Origin of the sequence: Streptomyces sp. NBC_00358, from assembly GCF_036099295.1 — a bacterium.
In the GTDB taxonomy this organism is placed as follows: Bacteria; Actinomycetota; Actinomycetes; order Streptomycetales; family Streptomycetaceae; genus Streptomyces.
The window spans coordinates 915,539-934,257 of sequence record NZ_CP107976.1 but is presented as its reverse complement, the minus strand read 5'-3'; the positions used below and the strand labels follow the sequence as shown (position 1 = coordinate 934,257).

Here is an 18,719-nt window from a genome sequence, read left to right as displayed (position 1 = left end):
GAAGGCCGAACCGATCAGCGGCTCCAGGCGGGCGGGCGCTTCTCGGTGAACGCCCGGGCGCCCTCGGTGGCGGCGCCGGTGGTGAAGACCGGTGCGCTCAGGGGATCCTGAACCGCGTAGGCGCTGTGATCGTCGAAACCGCGGGTGTCCTGGACGATCCGCTTCGTGATGTGGACGGCGTCGCGGGACTGGGCCTGGACGCGTTCGGCGAGCGAGAGGGCCGCGTCGAGCGCTCCGCCCTCGCGAGTGAGCCGGTTGACCAGGCCGTACCGCGCCGCGTCCGGGGCGGGCAGGGGAGTCGCGGTCAGCAGCATCTCCATGGCCACGTGGTACGGGAGCCGGCCGGGGAGACGGACGGCTCCGCCTTCGGCCGCGACGAGCCCGCGGGCGACTTCCGGCAGGGCGAAGAACGCCGGCTCGGACGCCGTGATGAGGTCGCAGGCCAGGGCGAGTTCGAAGCCTCCCGCGACGGCCGCGCCCTCGACCGCGGCGATGAGCGGCTTGCGGATGCGGGCTCGGGTCAGCCCGGCGAGCCCGCGGTCCGCGACGAGCGGAACGCCTTCGGTGGGGAAGGCCTTGAGGTCCATCCCCGAACAGAAGTGGCCGCCCGCCCCGGTGAGGATGCCCACCGACAGGGACGGGTCGGCCTCCAGTCGCGTCAGGGCCGAGTCCAGGGCGTCGGCCAGCGCCTGGTCGACGGCGTTGCGGACGCGCGGCCTGTTCAGCGTGATGAGCAGGACGCCGGGCCGTGGTTCGGCCGTCGTCACTACGGGGTCATGGCTGTCCATACGGTGTGCTCCTGGTGCCGATCGAGGAATGCCCGGCGGACGGGCGGACGGGCGGGGGCCGGTGGCCGGGCAGGCGCGGGAACCGGCGATGAGGTCAGGTCCGTACGACGGGCAGCGCGGCCAGTCCGCGCATCACCCGGGCCGGCCGCCAGGGGAGTTCGTCGTCGGGTTTGGCCAACCGCACCGGGCCCAGCCGCTGGAGCAGCAGAGGAAGGGCGACGGTGCCTTCGAGCCGGGCCAGCGCGGCCCCGATGCAGAAGTGCGGTCCGTAGCCGAAGGCGAGGTGGTCATTGGGTGTTCGGCCCGCGTCGAGCCGGTCCGCTTCCGGGAATCGCGCCTCGTCGCGGTTGGCGGAGCCGATCAGGAGGCTGACGATGTCGCCCTCGCCGATCGACCGGCCGTGCAGGGTGATCGGTTCTGCGGCGCACCGGAAGGTCGCGTCCCGGACCGGCGAGTCGTAGCGGAGCAGTTCCTCGACCGCCGTGCCGATCAGCTCCGGGCCGGAGTCGGGCGAGGTCAGCCGGGCAGCCTGGTCCGGGTTCCGGAGCAGCGCGAGCATGCCGTTGCCGATGAGGTTCATGGTGGTGTCGTGGCCGACGAGCAGCAGGAGGTAGGCGGTCGAGCGCAGTTCCTCCTCGCTCATCGCCCCGCTGTGGTCACCGGCCCGGACGAGCGCGCCCAGCAGGTCGACCTCACCGCTTTCGCCCCCGGTTCGCTTGCCGGCGATCAGGTTGTCGAGGAGGGCGTGCAGATCGCTCTCGACCCGGGCGGGGTCCCGGCCCGGATCGGGCGCGATCGTGGCCATGAGCGTGTCCCGGGTCGCCGCGGTGTCGAGTTCCCCGGGGACGCCGAGGATCGCGCAGATCATCCTGAAGGTGAGGGGCGCCGCGAAGGCGGCGATCACGTCCACATGGGTGTCGTGCTCGATCCTGTCCAGCAGACGGTTCGCGGTGTCCTCGATGAAGGGCGCCAGCCGGGCGATACGGCGGGGGACGAACGCGGCGTTCACCAGGGTCCGCAGCCGGGTGTGGTCCGGGGGGTCGGCGTGGACCAGATGCCGGTTGAGCCCGGCCGGCCCCGGCACATAGCCGGGGACCCGGCCCGGGTCCTTGCTCAGCCGCCCGTCGGTCAGCAGCGCGCGGACGTCCGCGTAACGGGAGATCTGCCAGACGGTGGGCCGGCCGGGCCTGCGGTCCGCGTGAGCGGGCGCATGACGGCGCAGCCAGGCGAAGTACGGGTACGGGTCCCGCACCCGTGCGGCCAGCAGGCCGGCGGGCGGGGAGGGGACAGGAGGAGCGGGCACGTCGGCTCCGGACTCGATGATCGACACGGGCACCGCGCCAACTCCCGGACGCGGCCGGAAGATACGGAGACGGTCGGCAAAGTGCTCGTGGGGACTGGCAAGATCGCCCCTACGGCTCAGTCTTCCGTCGCGCTCGCAGGCGGCGTCCGCCCGGCGCGACGAAGCGTGGCCCCTCGGCTAGGGTGATGTGGACGACGTGCTCATTCCGGTCAATTCGTGCTGCCGGTCCCCCCATCGCCCTCGAACGTCCGCCGCAGGCTTGTGGCGTGGCGGGCACGCCCCGGGGCCGGCGCGGGAGACGCTGCCGTATCCCTCCGCGCCGCCGACCGGACCGACGCGGGCACCGTCGGCGTGTGAAGAGTGATTTCCGGAACCAGACGCGAGAGGAACCGCACATGCCCTTCGCCACCGCCAAGGACGGCACGCAGATCTTCTACAAGGACTGGGGGTCGGGCCGGCCGGTCGTCTTCTCCCACGGCTGGCCGCTGACCGCGGACGCCTGGGACGCCCAGATGAAGGTGATGGCGGACAACGGCTTCCGGGCCGTCGCCCACGACCGGCGCGGTGGCGGACGCTCCGGCCAGACCTGGGACGGCAACGATCTGGACACCTACGCCGACGACCTGGCGGCGGTCATCGAGGAGTTGGACCTCCGGGACGCGATCCTGGTCGGCCACTCGACCGGCGGCGGCGAGGTCACGCGCTACCTCGGCCGGCACGGCTCCGGCCGGGTGGCCAAGGCGGTCCTGGTCGGAGCGATCCCACCGCTCATGCTCAAGACGGACGAGAACCCCGAAGGTCTTCCGATCGACGTCTTCGACGAGATCCGCAAGGGGGTGGAGACCGACCGTTCGCAGTTCTACAAGGACCTCAGCGCCCCGTTCTACGGCGCCAACCGCGACGGATCGACCGTCACCCAGGGGACGCGGGACGAGTTCTGGCTCTGGGGCATGACGGTGGGCATCAAGGGCGCCTACGACTGCGTCAAGGCGTTCTCCGAGACGGACCTCACCGAAGACCTCAAGAAGATCGACGTGCCCACGCTCATCGTGCACGGCGACGACGACCAGATCGTGCCCATCGTGGCGTCCGGCGACAAGTCCTCGAAGCTCGTCAAGGGCGCGGTCTACAAGGTGTACCCGGGTGCCCCCCACGGCCTCGCGATGGTGCCCGAGTTCGCCGAGACGTTCAACGCCGACCTGCTCGACTTCGCGCGCGGCTGATCCGGCGGCCTCCCGGCGGGACCCGGAGGGCGGCCCACAAGACCGAACAAGCGGTCCGGCGCTGAGAAACGCCCGGACCGCTTGTTCGGCGCGTGTCCGGCGCGGACTCGGGCGACGGCGATCCGGCGGTGTGGCCCGTTCGCATGTGCCGCGGCCGTCGCGAGGCAACGGACCGCGGCAATGCGTAGTGCCCCGGAGGCATAGTCGATACCCTCCCCGTGGGGGAACACCCTTGCGGATGGGGGACGTTCATGGCGTATCGGAGACCGGTGCGGCTGTGCTGCGGGGCGTTAGCCACGGGGCTGGTGCTCGCCGGCTGCTCGGCGGGGGCGGGGGACGCCGGGACCGCGAAACCCACGGTCTCGAACGACGCGACCGCGAGCAGGCGTACGAGCGCCGTCTCGGCCCCGACTCCCAGCAGCGGTAAGGGTTCCGCCTCGCCGGCCCCGACCCCCAGCGGCACAGGACTGGGCTTTCGTCCCGATCCCGGCCGAGCACCCAGAACCCGCGCGGACGGCTTACGCCTGGCCCGCGCCATCGCGTCGACCCCCGACAACTGGGGCCCCGGCTACGTCAAGCGGAACCCGTACGAGAGTGACCCCGGCTACTGGCCCGTGCTCGACGCGAACTGCGTCTGGCAGCGCGAACCACTGCCCTCGACGGTGCTCGCCAGTCTCACCCGCTACAGCGAACTGCCGGCCGGGAACGGCAAGGGCCCGATCCGCGTCGCCGCCGTCGTCACCGTGCACCGCACCGTGCGGGACGCCGAATGGGAGATGGCCGGAACCCTCGAAGAGGCCCTGCGCTGTCCCGACCAGCAACTCCGCCAGGGCGAGCGGATCACCGGACTGCTCTCCCAGGGGTCCGCCTTCGGCCAGCTCGGCAACGCCAACGCCGAGGACACGCTCACCGAGGGCGGTCAGTACTACAGCGACCAACTCGGCGGCCCCTATTACTACTACTGGATACAGAGCCGCATGGCCCAGGTCACCGTGGCCGTCGTCGGCAAGGGCGCCAAGGGCCGGTCGGGGGAAGAGGTCGACGCGGCGCTGCTACAGGGCGCGGGCGAGATGCTCACTCAGGTCGAGAGCGAACTGGAGGCGGCGCGGTGAGCGAGCGTCTGCTCCCCACCGACCCCGCCTCGATCGGCGGACACCGGCTGCTGGCCCGGCTCGGCGCGGGCGGCATGGGCGTGGTCTACCTCGGCCGTACGGAAGCCGGGGCGCTGGCCGCCGTCAAGGTCATCCAGGCGGAGTACGCGGACGAGCCCGACTTCCGGGCCCGGTTCCGCCGTGAGGTCGAGGCGGCCCGGCGGGTGACCAGCCCCTGGGCCGTGCCGGTCACCGGCGCCGACCCGGAGGCGGCGGCGCCCTGGCTGGCCACCGCGTTCGTGCCCGGCCCCTCGCTTGAGGAGGCGGTCACCCGCCACGGTCCGCTGCCCGCCCGCAGCGTGCGCGTCCTGGCCAGGATGCTCGCCGCCGCGCTGCGCGAGGTGCACGCCGCCGGGCTGGTCCACCGGGACGTCAAGCCCGCGAACGTCCTGCTCGCCGTGGACGGCCCGCGCCTGATCGACTTCGGGATCGCCCGCGCGGCCGACGAGACCGCGATCACCTCCACCGACCTGGTCGTCGGCACCCCCGGATTCCTGTCGCCCGAACAGGCCGAGGCGCGCGGCTCCGCCGTCGGTCCGCCGAGCGACATCTTCTCCCTGGGGTGCCTGCTGGCCTACGCGGCGAGCGGCCGGCCGCCGTTCGGCACCGGCACGGCGGACGCCCTGCTCTACCGGACGGTCCACGACGAACCCGACCTGGCCGGCATCGAGGCCGAGGAGGACGCGGACGACGGCGGCCTGCCTGAACTGCTGCGCCGATGCCTGGCGAAGGACCCGGCCGACCGTCCGACGGCCGGGCGGTTCGGCACGGAGCTGCTGGTCGAGGACGCGATCCCCGAGGGCGGGCAGATCGACTGGCTGCCCGAGGACGTCGTACGGGCCATCGCCGACCGTTCGTCCGAGATGCTGGCGCTGCCCGACATCGAGCCGACAGTCGCCGAAGCGTCCGGGGACGGGGAACGGACCTCGCCGAGCCGGCGGCGCCTGCTGGTGCTGGCTTCCGGGGCGGCGGTGCTCCTGGCGGGTGGCGGTGTGGCGGCCTGGGCCGCTCTGCGCGACGAGGACGACCCGGGGTCGCCCGCGCCGCGGGACCACCGCTGGGCCGTCGGCGTGCAGGCGGACCTGAGCGGGGCGCAACGCGCGGTGGGCGAGGCGCAGGAGCGGGGCGCCCGGCTGGCGATCGAGCAGTACAACTCCCGTAAGGACAAGCCCTTCGAGCTCGTACTGAAGACCGCCGACGACGGCGGCAGCGCCGGACGGGCGCCGGGCGCGGCCAAGAAGCTGATCCAGGACACCGACGTGCTCGCCGTCCTCGGCCCCACCAACGACGAAACGGCGGACGCCGTGCTCGGCGCCTACGACGAGGCCCTGCTGCCGGTGCTGTGCATCTCGGCCGGGGGGCTGATCCTGACCTCGCAGCAGTACCGGTCCTTCCTGCACTGCCGGCCCAGCGACGCCGCCGTCGCCCTGCCGATCAGCATCTATGTCCTGCGGCAGAAGGGAAAGCTGCGCTCCGGCCTGCTCCAGGACCGTACCGCGCGGACGTACGCCCAGGAGTCCGCCTCGATCAACGCCATCCTGATGCGCAAGCTGGGCCGGCCGGTCTACCCCCGGGTGATCCCGGCGGACACCGAGGACGTGCGACCCGTCGTCGCCGACATGCTGCGGGCCGGGATCGGCTCCTTCATCTACGCCGGAGACGCGCGGGGCGGGGCCCGGGTGGCCCGCGCGCTGGCGGCGGCCGGTTTCGACGGGCCACGGCTCACCCCGCAGGCCGTGATCGACCCGGAGTTCCTGAAGGAGGCCGGGAAAGCGGCCGAGGGATGGCTGTTGACCGCCTCCTTCGTCGACCCCACGGCCGTGCCGGCCGCGGCGGCCTTCACCGCCGCCTTCCGCAAGCGCTATGGAGCCGAGCCCGGCCACTACGCCGCCGAGGCGTACGACACCGTCAACCTCGTCGTCCAGGAGACGGTGAAGGCCACGAAGGGCGGACGGCCCCCGAAACGCCAGGCGTTGCTTGGCCTGCTGCGCAACGGGCACTACAAGGGCATCACCAAGGACTTCTCCTTCAAGCCGACGGACGGCACGTTCGCCGGCTGGGGTGTCTTCCTGTACCAGGTCGAGGGTGGCCGGTTCCGCTTCCTCGGCGCCGCCCCCTCCCAGGTGTAGCGGTGAGCGACGCGCCCGCGCGGGGGCACACGGGAGTGCGGGCGCTCAAGCCCGGGGATCCACCGTTCGTCGGCGGCTACCGGCTGCTCGGGCGGCTCGGCGCGGGCGGTATGGGCGTGGTCTACCTGGCCCGCTCGACGGGCGGGGCGCTGGTCGCGCTGAAGGTGATCCGCGCCGAGTACGCCTCCGACCACGACTTCCGGGCCCGGTTCCGTCGCGAGGCCGAGGCGGCGGCCGGGCTCGGCGGGAGATGGGTCGTACCGGTCACCGCGGCGGCTCCGCAGGACCGCGAGCCCTGGCTGGCCACCGCCTTCGTGCCGGGTCCGTCGTTGGCCGAGGCCGTCGCGCTGCACGGGCCACTGCCCGACCGGACCGTGCGCGCCCTCGGCGCCCGGCTGGCCGAAGCACTCACCGAGGTGCACGCCGCGGGCCTGGTGCACCGGGACGTCAAGCCGGGCAACGTCCTGCTCGCCCTGGACGGGCCCCGGCTGATCGACTTCGGTATCGCGCGCAGCACCGGCGCCACCGCGCTGACCGCGAGCGACGTGGTGATCGGATCGCCCGGCTATCTCTCGCCCGAACAGGCGCGGGCGCAGGGCGGTGACATCGGGCCGCCGAGCGACATCTTCTCCCTGGGCTGTGTCCTGGCGTACGCCGCGACCGGCCGCCGCCCGTTCGGCGTCGGTACCCCGGCCGCCGTCATCTTCCGTACGGTCCACGAGGAGCCGGACCTGGACTCCGTACCGTGGGCGCTGGTCCCGCTGCTGTCCCGTTGCCTCGCCAAGGACCCGTCGGCCAGGCCCACCGCGCCGGAGGTACGGGCCGCGCTGGCCGGCGAGGGCGAGGGCGAGGGGGACGGGGACGGGGAGGACGACTGGCTGCCGTCCGAGCTGCCCCGGCTGATCGCGGAACGCTCGGCCACGGTCCTGGCCCTGCCCGACCCCGCGCCGGGCACATTCGTGCAGGCGCCCGAGGGGCCCGGCCTCTCACGGCGCCGCCTGCTGACGTTGGGCTCGGCGGCCGGCGTCGTCGCGGCCGGCGGGGGAGTGGCGGCCTGGGCCGCCTCCCGATCCCCGGCCCGCAACGCGGGCGCGACGGGTTCCGGACAACTGCGCCGGTATGTCATCGGGGTGCACGCGGACCTCACGGGCCGGGACAAAGCGGTGGGCCGGGCCCAGGAGCGGGCCGTACGTCTGGCCGTGGAACAGTTCAACTCCCGCCCCCGGGACGGCCGTACCTTCGATCTGGCCCTGAAGGTCCTCGACGACGCGGGAGTGGCCGAGCGGGCCGGCGAGGTCGCCGGAAGCTTCGTCGCGGACCAGCGGGTGTACGCCGTCATCGGACCGACCGGCACCACCCTGACGCAAGGCGTCGTCGCCCGCTACGAGAAGGCACTGCTGCCCCTCGTGACCGTCTCCTCCGGCAGCGATCTGTACTCGACGACCACCACCCGCGCCCTTTTCCAGCTCAGACCCGACGAGGACACCCTGTCCACGGGTTTCATCTCCTACCTCACCCACACCGAGAAGAGCCGAAGAACCGCCCTCATCGACGACAGGGCCGCCAGCCGCACCAGTTGGCAGATCGTCAGGGACCTGGCGACGTTCCCGCCCTCCAACGGCACCACGACCACCCATGTCGTGCCCGCCGACAGCCAGGACTTCGACACCGTGGCCGCCGCCGTGCTCGCCGACAAGGCGCAGGCCGTGGTCTACGGCGGTTCCTCACCGCACCGCGCCGCCCGGTGCGCCCGCGCGCTGGAGCAGGCCGGCTTCCGGGGCACGCGCATGGCCCCCGAACCGGTCCTGGAGGCGGCGTTCCTGAGCGAGGCGGGACCGGCGGCCGAGGGCTGGGTGATCTGCGCGACCTACGTCGATCCGGCCGAACTGCCCGCCGCCGCAGGCTTTGTGACGGCGTACAGGAAGCGCTTCGGCGTACGCACCGTCGAGCGCTTCGCCGTCGAGGCGTACGACGCCCTGAACTTCGTCGCCCAGGGCCTGCGCGATCTCGGCAGCGACGGCGTCGAGCGGGGCGCCATGGTGCGCAGACTCCGCGCGTCCACCTACAAGGGGCTGGCGAAGACCGTCCGATTCGACGCGGTCACCGACGAGTTCCACTGGGCGAACGGCCTCTTCCTGTACCGCGTACAGAACGGCACCCCACATTTCCTGGGCCGCTACGACCAGCTCGAGAAGGCCTGAAACGCCGTCCGTCGACGGTGACGACCGGCCAAAGCAGGGCTAAGGCTGGTCCCCCGGGGCCGGGTCCTCCGTGTCCGGGAGGGGCTGTTCGGTCCAGATGGCCTTGCCCTCCGGGGTGTAGCGGCTGCCCCAGCGTTCGCAGAGGGCGTTGACGAGCTGGAGTCCGCGGCCCCCCTCGTCGGTCTCCGAGGCGCGCCGGATGCGGGGCATGGTCAGGCTCGCGTCGGACACCTCGCAGACGAGGGTTCCGCTGCACAGGAGGCGGAGTCCGATGGGGCCCCTGGCGTGGCGGATGACGTTCCCGACGAGCTCGCTGGCCAGCAGCTCCGTCGTCATGACCAGATCGTCCAGATGCCATTGCGTGAGCTGCTCCCGTACATGGCGGCGGGCCTCACCCGCGGCCTCAGGCCCCTCCGGCAGGGCCCAGGCGGCCATCTGCCGGTCGGCCACGGTGTGCAGACGGGCGATCAGCAGGGCGGCGTCGTCCGTGGTGGGCTGCCCGCCCGGCAGCAGGCCCGCGGTGACCGTGTCGCACAGCTCCTCCAGATCGGGGCAGCAGGCCTCGCGGGGCAGCAGATCGGCGAGCCGGGCCATCCCCTGGTCGATCTCGCGCTGCGGCGACTCGACGAGTCCGTCGGTGTAGAGGACCAGAAGACTGTCCGCGGACAGCTTCAGCTTCGTCGTCTCGAAGGGAGGCAACGCGGCGCCCAGGGGAGGGTTGGCGGCGACCTCGGGGAAGTAGGCGCTGCCGTCGGGCCGGACGACGAGCGGCGGCGGATGCCCCGCCCGCACCATCGTGCACGAGCCGTCGGTGGAGTCGTACACCGCGTACAGACAGGTCGCGTACGCGTGCTCGCCGAGACCCCCGACGATGTCGTTGAGGTGGCCCATGATCTCGTCCGGGGGCAGCTCCAAGGCGGCGAGCGTGTGCAGCGCGGTACGCAGGCGGCCCATGGTCGCGGCCTCGGGCAGGCCGTGGCCCATCACGTCACCGATGACCAGGGCCACTTGGCCCGCGGACAGCGGGATCAGGTCGTACCAGTCCCCGCCCACGTCGGAGGTCTGACCGGCCGGCAGAAACCTCGCCGCCGCCGTGACCTCGGGAACGGTGGGCAGCCCCAGGGGCAGCAGAGCCTGCTGGAGTTCCTCGGAGCGGTTGAGCTCGGCGTCGTAGAGCCGCGCTCTCTCCAGGGCGTGCGCCACCAGCGCGCTGATGGTGATGAGGAGCGTGCGTTCCTCGGAGGTGAGACGCCGTGCGGTGTCGAAGGCGATGACACACACGCCGAAGGTGTGGCCGGAGGCCGTCAGCGGCAGGAAGGCCCAGGCCTCCTTGCTGGTCGGCGGCTGGACGTCGCCGTCGGAGAAGGCCGAGGCCCATTCCTCCCGCGACGAGTGGAAACGGGCCTCGCCGGTCAGGACGGCCTGCCCGGCGGGATCGGCGTCGGACAGCTCCATCCCGTGCGTTCCGCCCATGTGCTGGAGGAAGGAGTTCGGATAGCCGACGGACCCGATGTGCACCAGCCGCTGGTCCTCGAGGACGAGCACGAGCAGCCCCTGGGCGTCGAACGGGGGCAGCACCCGCTGGGCGACGGCCTTCACCACGTCCTGCGAGGTGGTCGCCGCGGCGAGCTGCGTCGTCAGCTCCGCCGTCCGGCTCGCCCGCTCGGCCGCGCCGCGGACGGCCGCCGCCTGCTCGGCCTCACGGCGGCGTCGATCGGTGACATCGGTGAAGTAAAGGGTGAGTCCGCCGGGGACCGGGACGATCCGCAGGTCGTAGCGGCGGCCGGTGTCCGCCAGCGTGACGTCGAAGCCGGTGGCGACGGACTCCGCGGCGCCGCGCCGGCACCGTTCCTCCAGACCGGGCATCCGGCGCAGCGCGGGAAGGTCCCACAGGGCACGGCCGAAGAGCTGCTCGTCCTCCGAACCGAGAATGTGCTCCGCCTCCAGATTGGCGAAGGTGATGCGCCAGCCGTCGTCCACGGACAGGAAGGCGTCGCTCATGTGCTGCAGGGCGCGGCTGAGGGCGTCGCGGGTGGAGCGGGCCGCGTCGCTCGCCCAGCCCCTGCCGACGATGCGCGTCACCTGCCCCTGGTCGTCGAGGACGACGTGACCGGACGCCCGGGTCCATACGTAGACCCCGTCGGCCCCCCTGACCCGGTACTCGGCCTCGAACGGCGCATGGGTGCGGATGGTGCGTTCGGCCGCCGCCAGGGTGCTCGGGAGGTCGTCCGGGTGCACCACCTTCATCCAGCTCTCGACGCCGGGCACGAAGTGCTCCGGATCGGTCTGGTAGACCTTCATCGCCGTCTCGTCCCACAGCAGCTCACCGCTGCGGACGTCCCACTCCCAGGAGCCGATCGGAGTGATGTCGAGGTCCGTGCGCAGACCGGTGGGCTCGGGCACCTTCCGCAGACGGTTCATGGCCCATTGGGCCACCGCGGTGAGAAAGGCCCACTGCTCCGGCGACGGTTCCTCGTTGTCCCCGGTGAGGCACGTGATCGCGCCGATGGCACGGTGCCCGTCGACCAGGGGTACGGAGAACCAGCCGGACCGCGACAGCAGCGGTGCGGAGGGTTCGACCAGGTCGGAGGGGAGGGCCGACACCCAGGCGTGTTCCGCGGAGCGCACGGCGCGGGCCGTCGCCGTGGGCCCGTCCTGGTCGACGATCTCCCACGCCCGGGTGAGGGACGACGGCAGTCCGGTGGAGGACACCAGGCGCAGCGCCGACATGGGGCCCCGCAGGTAGACGGCCCCGCCGACGCAGCCCAGCTCCGCGATGGAGTGCTGAAGGGCGAGCCGGAAGACCTCGCTTTCCGTGATGCCGTCGTCAGCGGTGTCGAGTAGGTCCAGCCGCCTGATCACAGACCCAATATAGGATGAAATGCGGTAAACGACCCCGGGGGAGGGCCGGTGTCCGGTGGCGTATGCGCGGGGCCGCTAGGGGGGAGTCCGTCCGGCGGCCGGGGCCGGGGAGCGGGTGCGTCCCGGGTTGCGGGTCACCGTGCGCACCACGACGCTGGCCAGGACGCCCGCGTGATCGACGGCCCGGGACCGGTCGCCCGATTCGCGCGATGTCGCGCGCCGGTCCGCGTACGGGAGCACGTGACGGTGGTTCCGACGACGGGAGGACGGTGGCACACAGGTGAACACCGGATCGCGTCGTTCGCACCGGCGGCCGGGCCGGCCCGGCACGGGTCGCGGCGGGCGCCGGATGCGATACGTCGTGGGGAACCGTTCCTCCCGAGGCGTCTGGTCGGTGACGCGAGCACGGACGGCCGGCACGGATCCGCGCGGCGGCGGCGCGGACCGCCGGGGTGTCCCGGTGAGCCGTGGGCTGCGCGTCGCCGCTGCGTACGCGTGGCGGCTGATCGTCCTCGGGGTGGTCGCCTATACGATCTTCGTCCTTCTGGGCAGACTGCAACTGGTCGCCGTGGCACTGTTCCTCGCTCTGGTCGTCACGGCCGTGCTGCGTCCGCTCGCCGATCTGCTGGCGCGTCGCATGCCGAGGACCCCGGCCGTGATCGTGAGCATCGTCGGAAGCCTTCTGCTCGTGCTGGGGGTGATGGCGCTGGTCGGCCGGGTCGTGGCCGGGGAATCGGGTCAGCTCGGCCATGAGTTCGCCGGGGGACTGGGACGGATCGAACGCTGGCTGGAGGGCTCCCCCTTCCATCTGAGCCACGCGGTCATGTCGAACCTCCAGGGCAAGGTGGCCACCTTCGTCTCCGAGCACCGCTCGGTACTGATCAGCAGTGCCCTCAGCGGTGCCGGACGGGCCGTCGAGTTCGTCACCGGTCTGGTGCTCGCCCTGTTCTGCTCGCTGTTCTTCATCCGTTCCGGGGACAAGTTCTGGCGGTGGTTCCAGGAGTTGATGCCGCGGAGCGCGAGGGACCCGTGGGACCGGGCCGGGCGGGCGGCCTGGCGGACCTTCGCCGGGTACACGCGCGGCATCATCATCGTGGCCGCCACGAACGCCGTCCTCGTCGGCATCGCCCTCTACGTACTGGGTGTCCCCCTCGCGCTGCCGCTCACGTTGCTGGAGTTCTTCGCGGCGTTCATCCCTCTGGTGGGCTCACCCGTCGCGCTCGGCGTCGCCACCGTCGTCGCGCTCGCCACCAAAGGGCCGGTCGTCGCGATCATCGTGCTCGCCCTGATCGTCGTCATCGGCCAGTTGGAAGGTCACGTACTGCATCCGCTCGTGCTGAGCTGGGCGGTGCGGCTGCACCCCGTGGTCGTCGCCCTCTCGGTCATCGCGGGGAGCATCCTGGCCGGTGTGACCGGCGCCGTCGTGGCCGTACCGATGGTGTCGGTGGCCTGGTCCGTGATCTGCGAACTGCGCGCGGGCCCCGCACCGGAGCCGTAACGGCGGGGGAAACGTAGCGGCGGCGCCCGGTCCGCCGGGTTCACTCCGTCCAGCCCGAGTCCGTGTAGGACGTCCCGCGGGCGATGGCGGCGAGCGCGGTGCGCGTGTACTCGACCAGTTCGCCGGGCAGCGCGTCCAGCGGCCACCACCGCCACTCCGTACAGCGGTCGGGCTCCAGCACCCTGGGCTCGCCGCTCCAGCGGGAGGCGGCGAAGAACAACTGCAGGCGGGGGACGGGGCTCCAGGGGTTTCGCTGGTCCACGGTGTGTACGAGGGAGAGGTCGCTCGCCTCGATCGCGATGCCGGTTTCCTCCGACGTCTCCCGGACCATGCAGGCCAGCGCGGACTCCCCCGGCTCGCGGTGTCCGGCCGGTACGTGCCAGGTCGAGGGCGCGAAGGGGCTGTCCGGGTGGCGCTTGCCGAGCAGGACCGCGCCGTCGCGCACGAGGACGAGGTGGGCGCCGACGATACTGCCCCGCCGCCGCGGGCCCTCCTGCCGGACGCGCAGGGTCGGCGGTGTGCCGCCGCTGTCGAGGCGGGCCTGCGGGTGCCGCCGGTGCTCTTCGAGGACGGCCGTTGTGCCGGGATCCATGGTCATGTACGCCGTCTCGCCGAGGTGGGTCCAGCGGAGCTGGATGCCTTCGTGGAGGGGGATCTCGTGGGCGGGCCGGTTCAGGGTGCCCCGGTAGACGAGGACCCGGTCCTCGATCGCGCCGGAGGCGTCGAGCGTGTCCACGGTGACGTAGGGAGTGAGGCCGGGGACGGTGAGGCCGGTCTCCTCGCGCAGTTCGCGGGCGATGCACTGATCACACGTCTCGCCGGGCTCGGCGCCTCCGCCGAGGAGACCCCAGGACCCGGGACTCCAGATGGGTTTGTTGGCGTCGCGCAGGTGCAGCAGGTAGCGCCCGCCGTCGTCGACGAGCAGGGCGGCCGTGCCCTGCACCTCCAGGGTGTGAGGGCTGTACGGGGGATCGGTGGCGCTCGTGGTGGTCATGCGGGAGGTCCCTTCGTGTCGGGAGATGGCGAGAAGGACGGGCAGGCGACCGGGGCGGGACGCCCGGATCGGACGAGGGACGGGTCGCGGGTTGTGCGGTGGGACCGGGACGGCGAGACCGGGTCCGTGGTCAGCGTTCCCGGGACAGGCGCAGGAGATCGGCGAAGGTGCCGCCTGCGTGGACGAGGTCGTCGTACGTGCCCTGTTCGGTGAGGCGGCCCTGATCCATGACGACGATGTGGTCGGCGATCCGGGTGTTCTCCAGCCGGTGCGTGACGACGATGGTGATGCGGTCCGCGGAGATGCTCTTGATCCTCTCGAAGATGCCGTGCTCCCCGCGCGGGTCCATCTGCGAGGTGGGTTCGTCCAGGATCAGCAGCGGGGGCCGCCGGTACAGGGCCCGGGAGCAGGCGAGGCGCTGCCATTGACCGCCGGAGAGTTCGGCCCCGCCGAAGATCTCGCGTGCGAGGAGGGTGTCGAGGCCGGCCGGGAGGTCCTCGACGGCTTCGCGCATGCCCACCGCGTCGACCGCGTCCCACACCTGCCGGTCGTCCGTGGACCTGGGCTGGCCCAGCGTCACGTTCTCGCGTACCCGAAGGGGCCACTGGGCGAAGATCTGCGGCACGAGGCCCGTGCACCTCCAGGCGCTGGCGGGATCGGCGTGGGCGAGGTCGGTGCCGTTCCAGGTGACCCGGCCCTTGTCCGCGAGGTAGATACCCGTGATCAGGCGCGTCAGGGTGCTCTTGCCCGAGCCGTTCACGCCGACGATCGCGAGGATGTCACCGCGCCGCAGCGTGAGGGAGACTCCGGCCACCGCCGGTTTGGCCTTTCCCGGGTACTGGTAGGTGGCTTCCTCCAGCCGGATCTCCTCCACGGGAGCCGCGACGGCCGCTCGCCCTCGCTTGGGCGCGCGCTCGGCGGCGTCGTCGAAGAACGCCTGCATGTCACCGAGGTACAGGCTGGTGTGGAACACGGCGGCGCCGTTGATGACGACCTGCGACAGCGCGGCCAGCGTGGTCTGCACGGCGACGACCGCGGTGGCGGCGATGGCGGGCGCGATGCGTCCCGTGACGGCCAGCCAGGCGAGCACCCCCCAGGCCGCCGCGAGGAACGCCCCGCCGGCGACGGAGGACAGCAGCGCGATCCGCAGGGTCCGTGGCGCGGCGGCGAGCGTGCGCCGGTCGACCCGCTCGGACAGGGCCCGGTACCAGTAGAGGAGGTAGTCGGTCATGCCGTTGGCCCGGACCTCGTCGCCGTACTTCGGGGTGGTGGCCCACCAGCGCGTCATCCCGCGGACGTTGCGGTCGGCGACGTTCGCGTAGTGGATCTCGTAGTCGACGCGCGCGGTGAGGACCGCTCCCACACCGGCCGGGGCGACGGCCAGCAGGAGCAGCGGGAGCATCAGCGGGTCGAGGACGGACAGAACGCCGCCCGCGGTGACCATCCTGATCAGTGCGGACAGGAATCGCTGGGCGTCCATGACCATGACCTGTGTGCGGATCACCCCCATCTCCGCGGCCTCCTGGCGGTCGGAGAAGCCGTCCACCGCGTACGCCGAGGCCTCGACCCGGCAGACCGCCTCGACCAGGGCCGAGTCCGTGCTCGTCGACAGCCGCGGGGTGATGCGGCGCTCCGCGTACGCGGCCACGGCCACCGAGAGCCGGGCGACGGCGCTCGCTCCGGCGACGACCGCCAGAGCCGGAAGTGCCTCGTACAGACGGTCCGCCATGGCCCCGCTCCCGAGGACGGGGGACATGGCCCTCGCCGTGGCGGCCAGTAGCACGGCGGCGGTGACGCCTGTCGCCAACTGGCAGGCGAGGATGAGGAGTACGGCGCGCCGGTCGATCCCCCAGGCCATCCGGCCGATGCGCCCGAGCACCCGTGGGAGCTGCGAGCACAGGGCGCCGAAGCCGACTTCGCCGAGCGGGTTGACGGAGTACTGCCCGGAGTACGTGATCTCAGCGGGCGGCGGCGGTGGGACGGATGCGGAAAGTGAGGTCAACTGCTCGTCTCCCTGCGCGATTCGATGGGGATGAAGACGACTGCAGAGGACTCAACGACGACTCCCGCGATATCGAACACACGTATTTCGGCCGCATCGGATTCCGTGCGCGACGGGGAGGCCCGACACGGTCTTCCGCGATACGGGGCCCGGCGTCCGCGGGCCGGTGGCCGAATCGCCGTGGCCGATGCGGGTGTGACGGGTGGGGTTTGCCCGGAGGGCTGCCGGTCTCAGACGCGGCGGGCCGCGACCCGCTCCGGATTCGGCCAGCGCACCTCGGACACCCAGCCGAGACGTTCGAGGACGCGGATGACGGCGGCCGACGGGTCGATCTGGCCGCGGTCCACACCATGGCGGGCGCAGGTGGGGTCGGCGTGGTGGAGGTTGTGCCAGCTCTCGCCGAACGACAGGAGGGCCAGCGGCCAGAGGTTGGTGGCCCTGTCGTGGCGCCTGGTGTGGAACGGACGCTCGCCGATCAGATGGCACAGCGAGTTGACGCTCCAGGTCACGTGATGGAGGAGTGCGATGCGGACAAGTCCCGCCCACAGAAGGGCCGTTACGCCGTACACCCAGGTGCCGCCGATCGCCCAGCCCAGCCCGAACGGCAGGGCGAGGGTGAGGACGCACAGCACCGGGAAGGCTCGGGAGACGGCCCGGGTGTCGCGATCGGTGCTGCCGGGACCGGGCCCTTCAGGAGGCCTCGACGGCCGCCTTGATCCGTCGGCCGAAGGCGTCCGCGTCCTTGCGCGCCGCGCCCAGCGCGAAGCTCACCAGCAGCTTTCCGATGCCGTGGCCCTCAAGGACGTTGTAGATCCGCACGCGGGTCGTGCGGGCGCCGGTGGACTCCAGGTCGTAGCCGCCCTCTTTCGCCATGACGGCGTTCTTCGAGACCTCCGCCCAGCGGATCCGGCGGGGCGCCTCGAACTCGGTGATCCGGAACTCGCGGCCCGTCTTCATGCCCGCGTCCTTGACCGTGCTGGTGAAGACCGTGCCCACCGCGGTCGGTCCCTCGGGCTTCTTCGTGATCGCCTGCACCCTGGGGCTGAACTCGGGGTCGTTCGTGCCGGCGGCGAGGAAGGCGAAGACCTCCTCGATGGGGCGGTTGATCTCGGTTGTCGCCTCGAACTGACCGGACACGGTTCCTCCTGTGCTGCGATCACGGATCGCCCGCTGAGGGCGCGCGGGCCCGCCGCGCAAGCTCAGCCTAGGCGCCGGGAGCCCGGCCTGCGCGTCACGCGGGCCCATGGGCGGCCGCGATCAGTGCTCGAAGCCGTCGCTCAGGCGCACGGTGTAGCCGTCCTCCTCCATCAGGACGACCGTGACACCGAAGGGATTGGGATGGTCCAGGTCCATGGGGGTGAAGGCGTAGTCGACGGCGGCCTGAACGGGCGGTGGAAGTTCGCCGCCCGGCTGGGGCGCGGGGGCCCGCTGCCAGTCGAGAGGTGGTGTGACCGTGTCCTCCGGGGCGCCGGACGGGGGTGGTGTCTCGGTGTAGGGGAACTGGTGCAGCACATGCCCGTCCGGGGTGGCGTGGACCATGTTCAGACAGGGGGCGGGGCCGAGGGCGGGCAACCGGCAGGCGGTGGCGACCTCATGGGTCTCCCAGGCGAGGACGACCTCGTCCGCGCAGGCCGCGGCGGCGATGTTCGACAGCGCCGCGATCCCGGTGAGCGAGTCCGCGCCGGGCTCGGTCGGGCGGACCCAGACCAGCCCGACCAGTTCGCCCCGCACCAGCGGCATGATGACCGGCCGGGGTGCCGCGCCCTCGCCCACTCCGTTGACGTAGGCGCTTTTCATCGAGCCGACCAGCGTGTCCCACGTTCGCGTGTCCACGGAAGCCCCCTTTGCCGCTGTTGTCTTCGATCACCGCCGACCCTGTCACGCGAGGCGTCCCCGTGTCAGCGGGATGCCGGGCGCGCGCCCCATCGGTGTCCTCCGCCGCCGCCCTCCGCCCCGCGCCGCGGATCGTCCGTCGGGGGCGGCCTTAGGCTTGATGAGGTGCAGCCTGTGGAAGTCGTTCAGTTGCTGGTCTCGGCCGTGCACCGCTTCGAGGGGCGTCCGGGTGACGGGGTGCCGGCTCTGCCCGACGCGGAACTGGTGACGACGGCCCGGGTGCGCGCCGGACTCGGGATCGTCGGCGACCGGTACTTCAACCGTCCGGCCCATCGCGACGCCTCGATCACCCTCATGGCCGCCGAGAGCTTTCCGCAGGGGCCCGCCGAGGCGGCCGACCTCCGGCTGACCCGGCGCAACGTCCTGCTGCGCGGCGTGGACATCGACGCGTGGGTCGGCGCGACCGTCTCCCTGGACTGCGGGACCGGGCCCGTCCTGCTGGCCGTACGCCGTGCGGCCAGGCCCTGCGCGTGGATGGACACGACGCTCGGGCCCGGCGCGCAACGGGCGTTGCGCGGTTGCGGGGGAGTCCGCTGCCGGCCGCTCAGCGACGGGACCCTCGCGGTCGGGCCCGCCGTGTTCACCGTGGTCGAGCAGGCGCCCCCGAAGGGCTGACCCGCGAGTGCCCTCACCGGGAGGAGCCGGTCTCCGGGTCGTTGTTCAACCGGTTGGTTG

Annotated in this window: 13 protein-coding genes and 1 pseudogene; 6 read left to right on the top strand and 8 right to left on the bottom strand. The window is 72.3% G+C overall.

Annotated elements, in window-relative coordinates:
• Positions 1-14: 14 nt before the first annotated feature.
• Both OHT01_RS03855 and OHT01_RS03850 read right to left on the bottom strand, forming a co-directional pair.
• On the bottom strand, positions 15-788 hold the full coding sequence (locus tag OHT01_RS03855) for a crotonase/enoyl-CoA hydratase family protein (protein ID WP_328551683.1): 774 nt from the start codon (positions 786-788) through the stop codon (positions 15-17).
• Positions 789-882: 94 nt separating this feature from the next.
• Complete coding sequence (locus tag OHT01_RS03850; RefSeq protein ID WP_328551682.1) at positions 883-2,124, bottom strand: cytochrome P450 family protein; 1,242 nt, start codon at positions 2,122-2,124, stop codon at positions 883-885.
• A 362-nt stretch (positions 2,125-2,486) separates the two neighbouring features.
• Between OHT01_RS03850 and OHT01_RS03845 the strand changes: the two genes are divergently transcribed.
• From OHT01_RS03845 to OHT01_RS03830, 4 genes are all read left to right on the top strand, one after another.
• A complete protein-coding gene (locus tag OHT01_RS03845) occupies positions 2,487-3,314 on the top strand; it encodes an alpha/beta fold hydrolase (RefSeq protein ID WP_328551681.1) in 828 nt (275 codons plus the stop codon).
• A gap of 251 nt (positions 3,315-3,565) precedes the next feature.
• A complete protein-coding gene (locus OHT01_RS03840; protein WP_328551680.1) occupies positions 3,566-4,426 on the top strand; it encodes a hypothetical protein in 861 nt (286 codons plus the stop codon).
• Positions 4,423-6,594: a bifunctional serine/threonine-protein kinase/ABC transporter substrate-binding protein gene (locus tag OHT01_RS03835; protein WP_328551679.1), complete on the top strand. Its 2,172-nt coding sequence runs from the start codon at positions 4,423-4,425 to the stop codon at positions 6,592-6,594. Before OHT01_RS03840 ends, OHT01_RS03835 begins: the two co-directional genes overlap by 4 nt.
• Before the next feature lie 35 nt (positions 6,595-6,629).
• Positions 6,630-8,795: a bifunctional serine/threonine-protein kinase/ABC transporter substrate-binding protein gene (locus tag OHT01_RS03830; RefSeq protein WP_443043511.1), complete on the top strand. Its 2,166-nt coding sequence runs from the start codon at positions 6,630-6,632 to the stop codon at positions 8,793-8,795.
• A 39-nt stretch (positions 8,796-8,834) separates the two neighbouring features.
• Here the strand turns inward: OHT01_RS03830 and OHT01_RS03825 are convergent, their stop codons facing one another.
• Entirely contained in the window at positions 8,835-11,657 is a 2,823-nt protein-coding gene (locus OHT01_RS03825; RefSeq protein WP_328551677.1) for a SpoIIE family protein phosphatase, read from the bottom strand.
• Between the two features lie 394 nt (positions 11,658-12,051).
• Between OHT01_RS03825 and OHT01_RS03820 the strand changes: the two genes are divergently transcribed.
• Positions 12,052-13,155, top strand: a complete 1,104-nt coding sequence (locus tag OHT01_RS03820; RefSeq protein WP_328551676.1) for an AI-2E family transporter — start codon at positions 12,052-12,054, stop codon at positions 13,153-13,155.
• Positions 13,156-13,195: 40 nt separating this feature from the next.
• Here the strand turns inward: OHT01_RS03820 and OHT01_RS03815 are convergent, their stop codons facing one another.
• From OHT01_RS03815 to OHT01_RS03795, 5 genes and pseudogenes are all read right to left on the bottom strand, one after another.
• The gene (locus OHT01_RS03815; protein ID WP_328551675.1) at positions 13,196-14,149 is read right to left on the bottom strand and encodes an NUDIX hydrolase; all 954 of its coding nucleotides are present in this window, start codon (positions 14,147-14,149) and stop codon (positions 13,196-13,198) included.
• 130 nt (positions 14,150-14,279) lie between these two features.
• A complete protein-coding gene (locus OHT01_RS03810; protein ID WP_328558013.1) occupies positions 14,280-16,007 on the bottom strand; it encodes an ATP-binding cassette domain-containing protein in 1,728 nt (575 codons plus the stop codon).
• 374 nt (positions 16,008-16,381) lie between these two features.
• Positions 16,382-16,819: pseudogene (locus OHT01_RS03805) on the bottom strand (fatty acid desaturase); the annotation flags it as partial.
• Between the two features lie 22 nt (positions 16,820-16,841).
• Positions 16,842-17,288, bottom strand: a complete 447-nt coding sequence (locus OHT01_RS03800) for an SRPBCC family protein (protein ID WP_328551674.1) — start codon at positions 17,286-17,288, stop codon at positions 16,842-16,844.
• Positions 17,289-17,408: 120 nt separating this feature from the next.
• On the bottom strand, positions 17,409-17,984 hold the full coding sequence (locus OHT01_RS03795; protein ID WP_328551673.1) for a hypothetical protein: 576 nt from the start codon (positions 17,982-17,984) through the stop codon (positions 17,409-17,411).
• 165 nt (positions 17,985-18,149) lie between these two features.
• Here OHT01_RS03795 and OHT01_RS03790 point away from each other — a divergent pair, with 165 nt between their 5' ends.
• Positions 18,150-18,659, top strand: coding sequence for a molybdenum cofactor biosysynthesis protein (locus tag OHT01_RS03790; RefSeq protein WP_328551672.1), 510 nt, complete (start codon positions 18,150-18,152; stop codon positions 18,657-18,659).
• Positions 18,660-18,719: the final 60 nt, after the last annotated feature.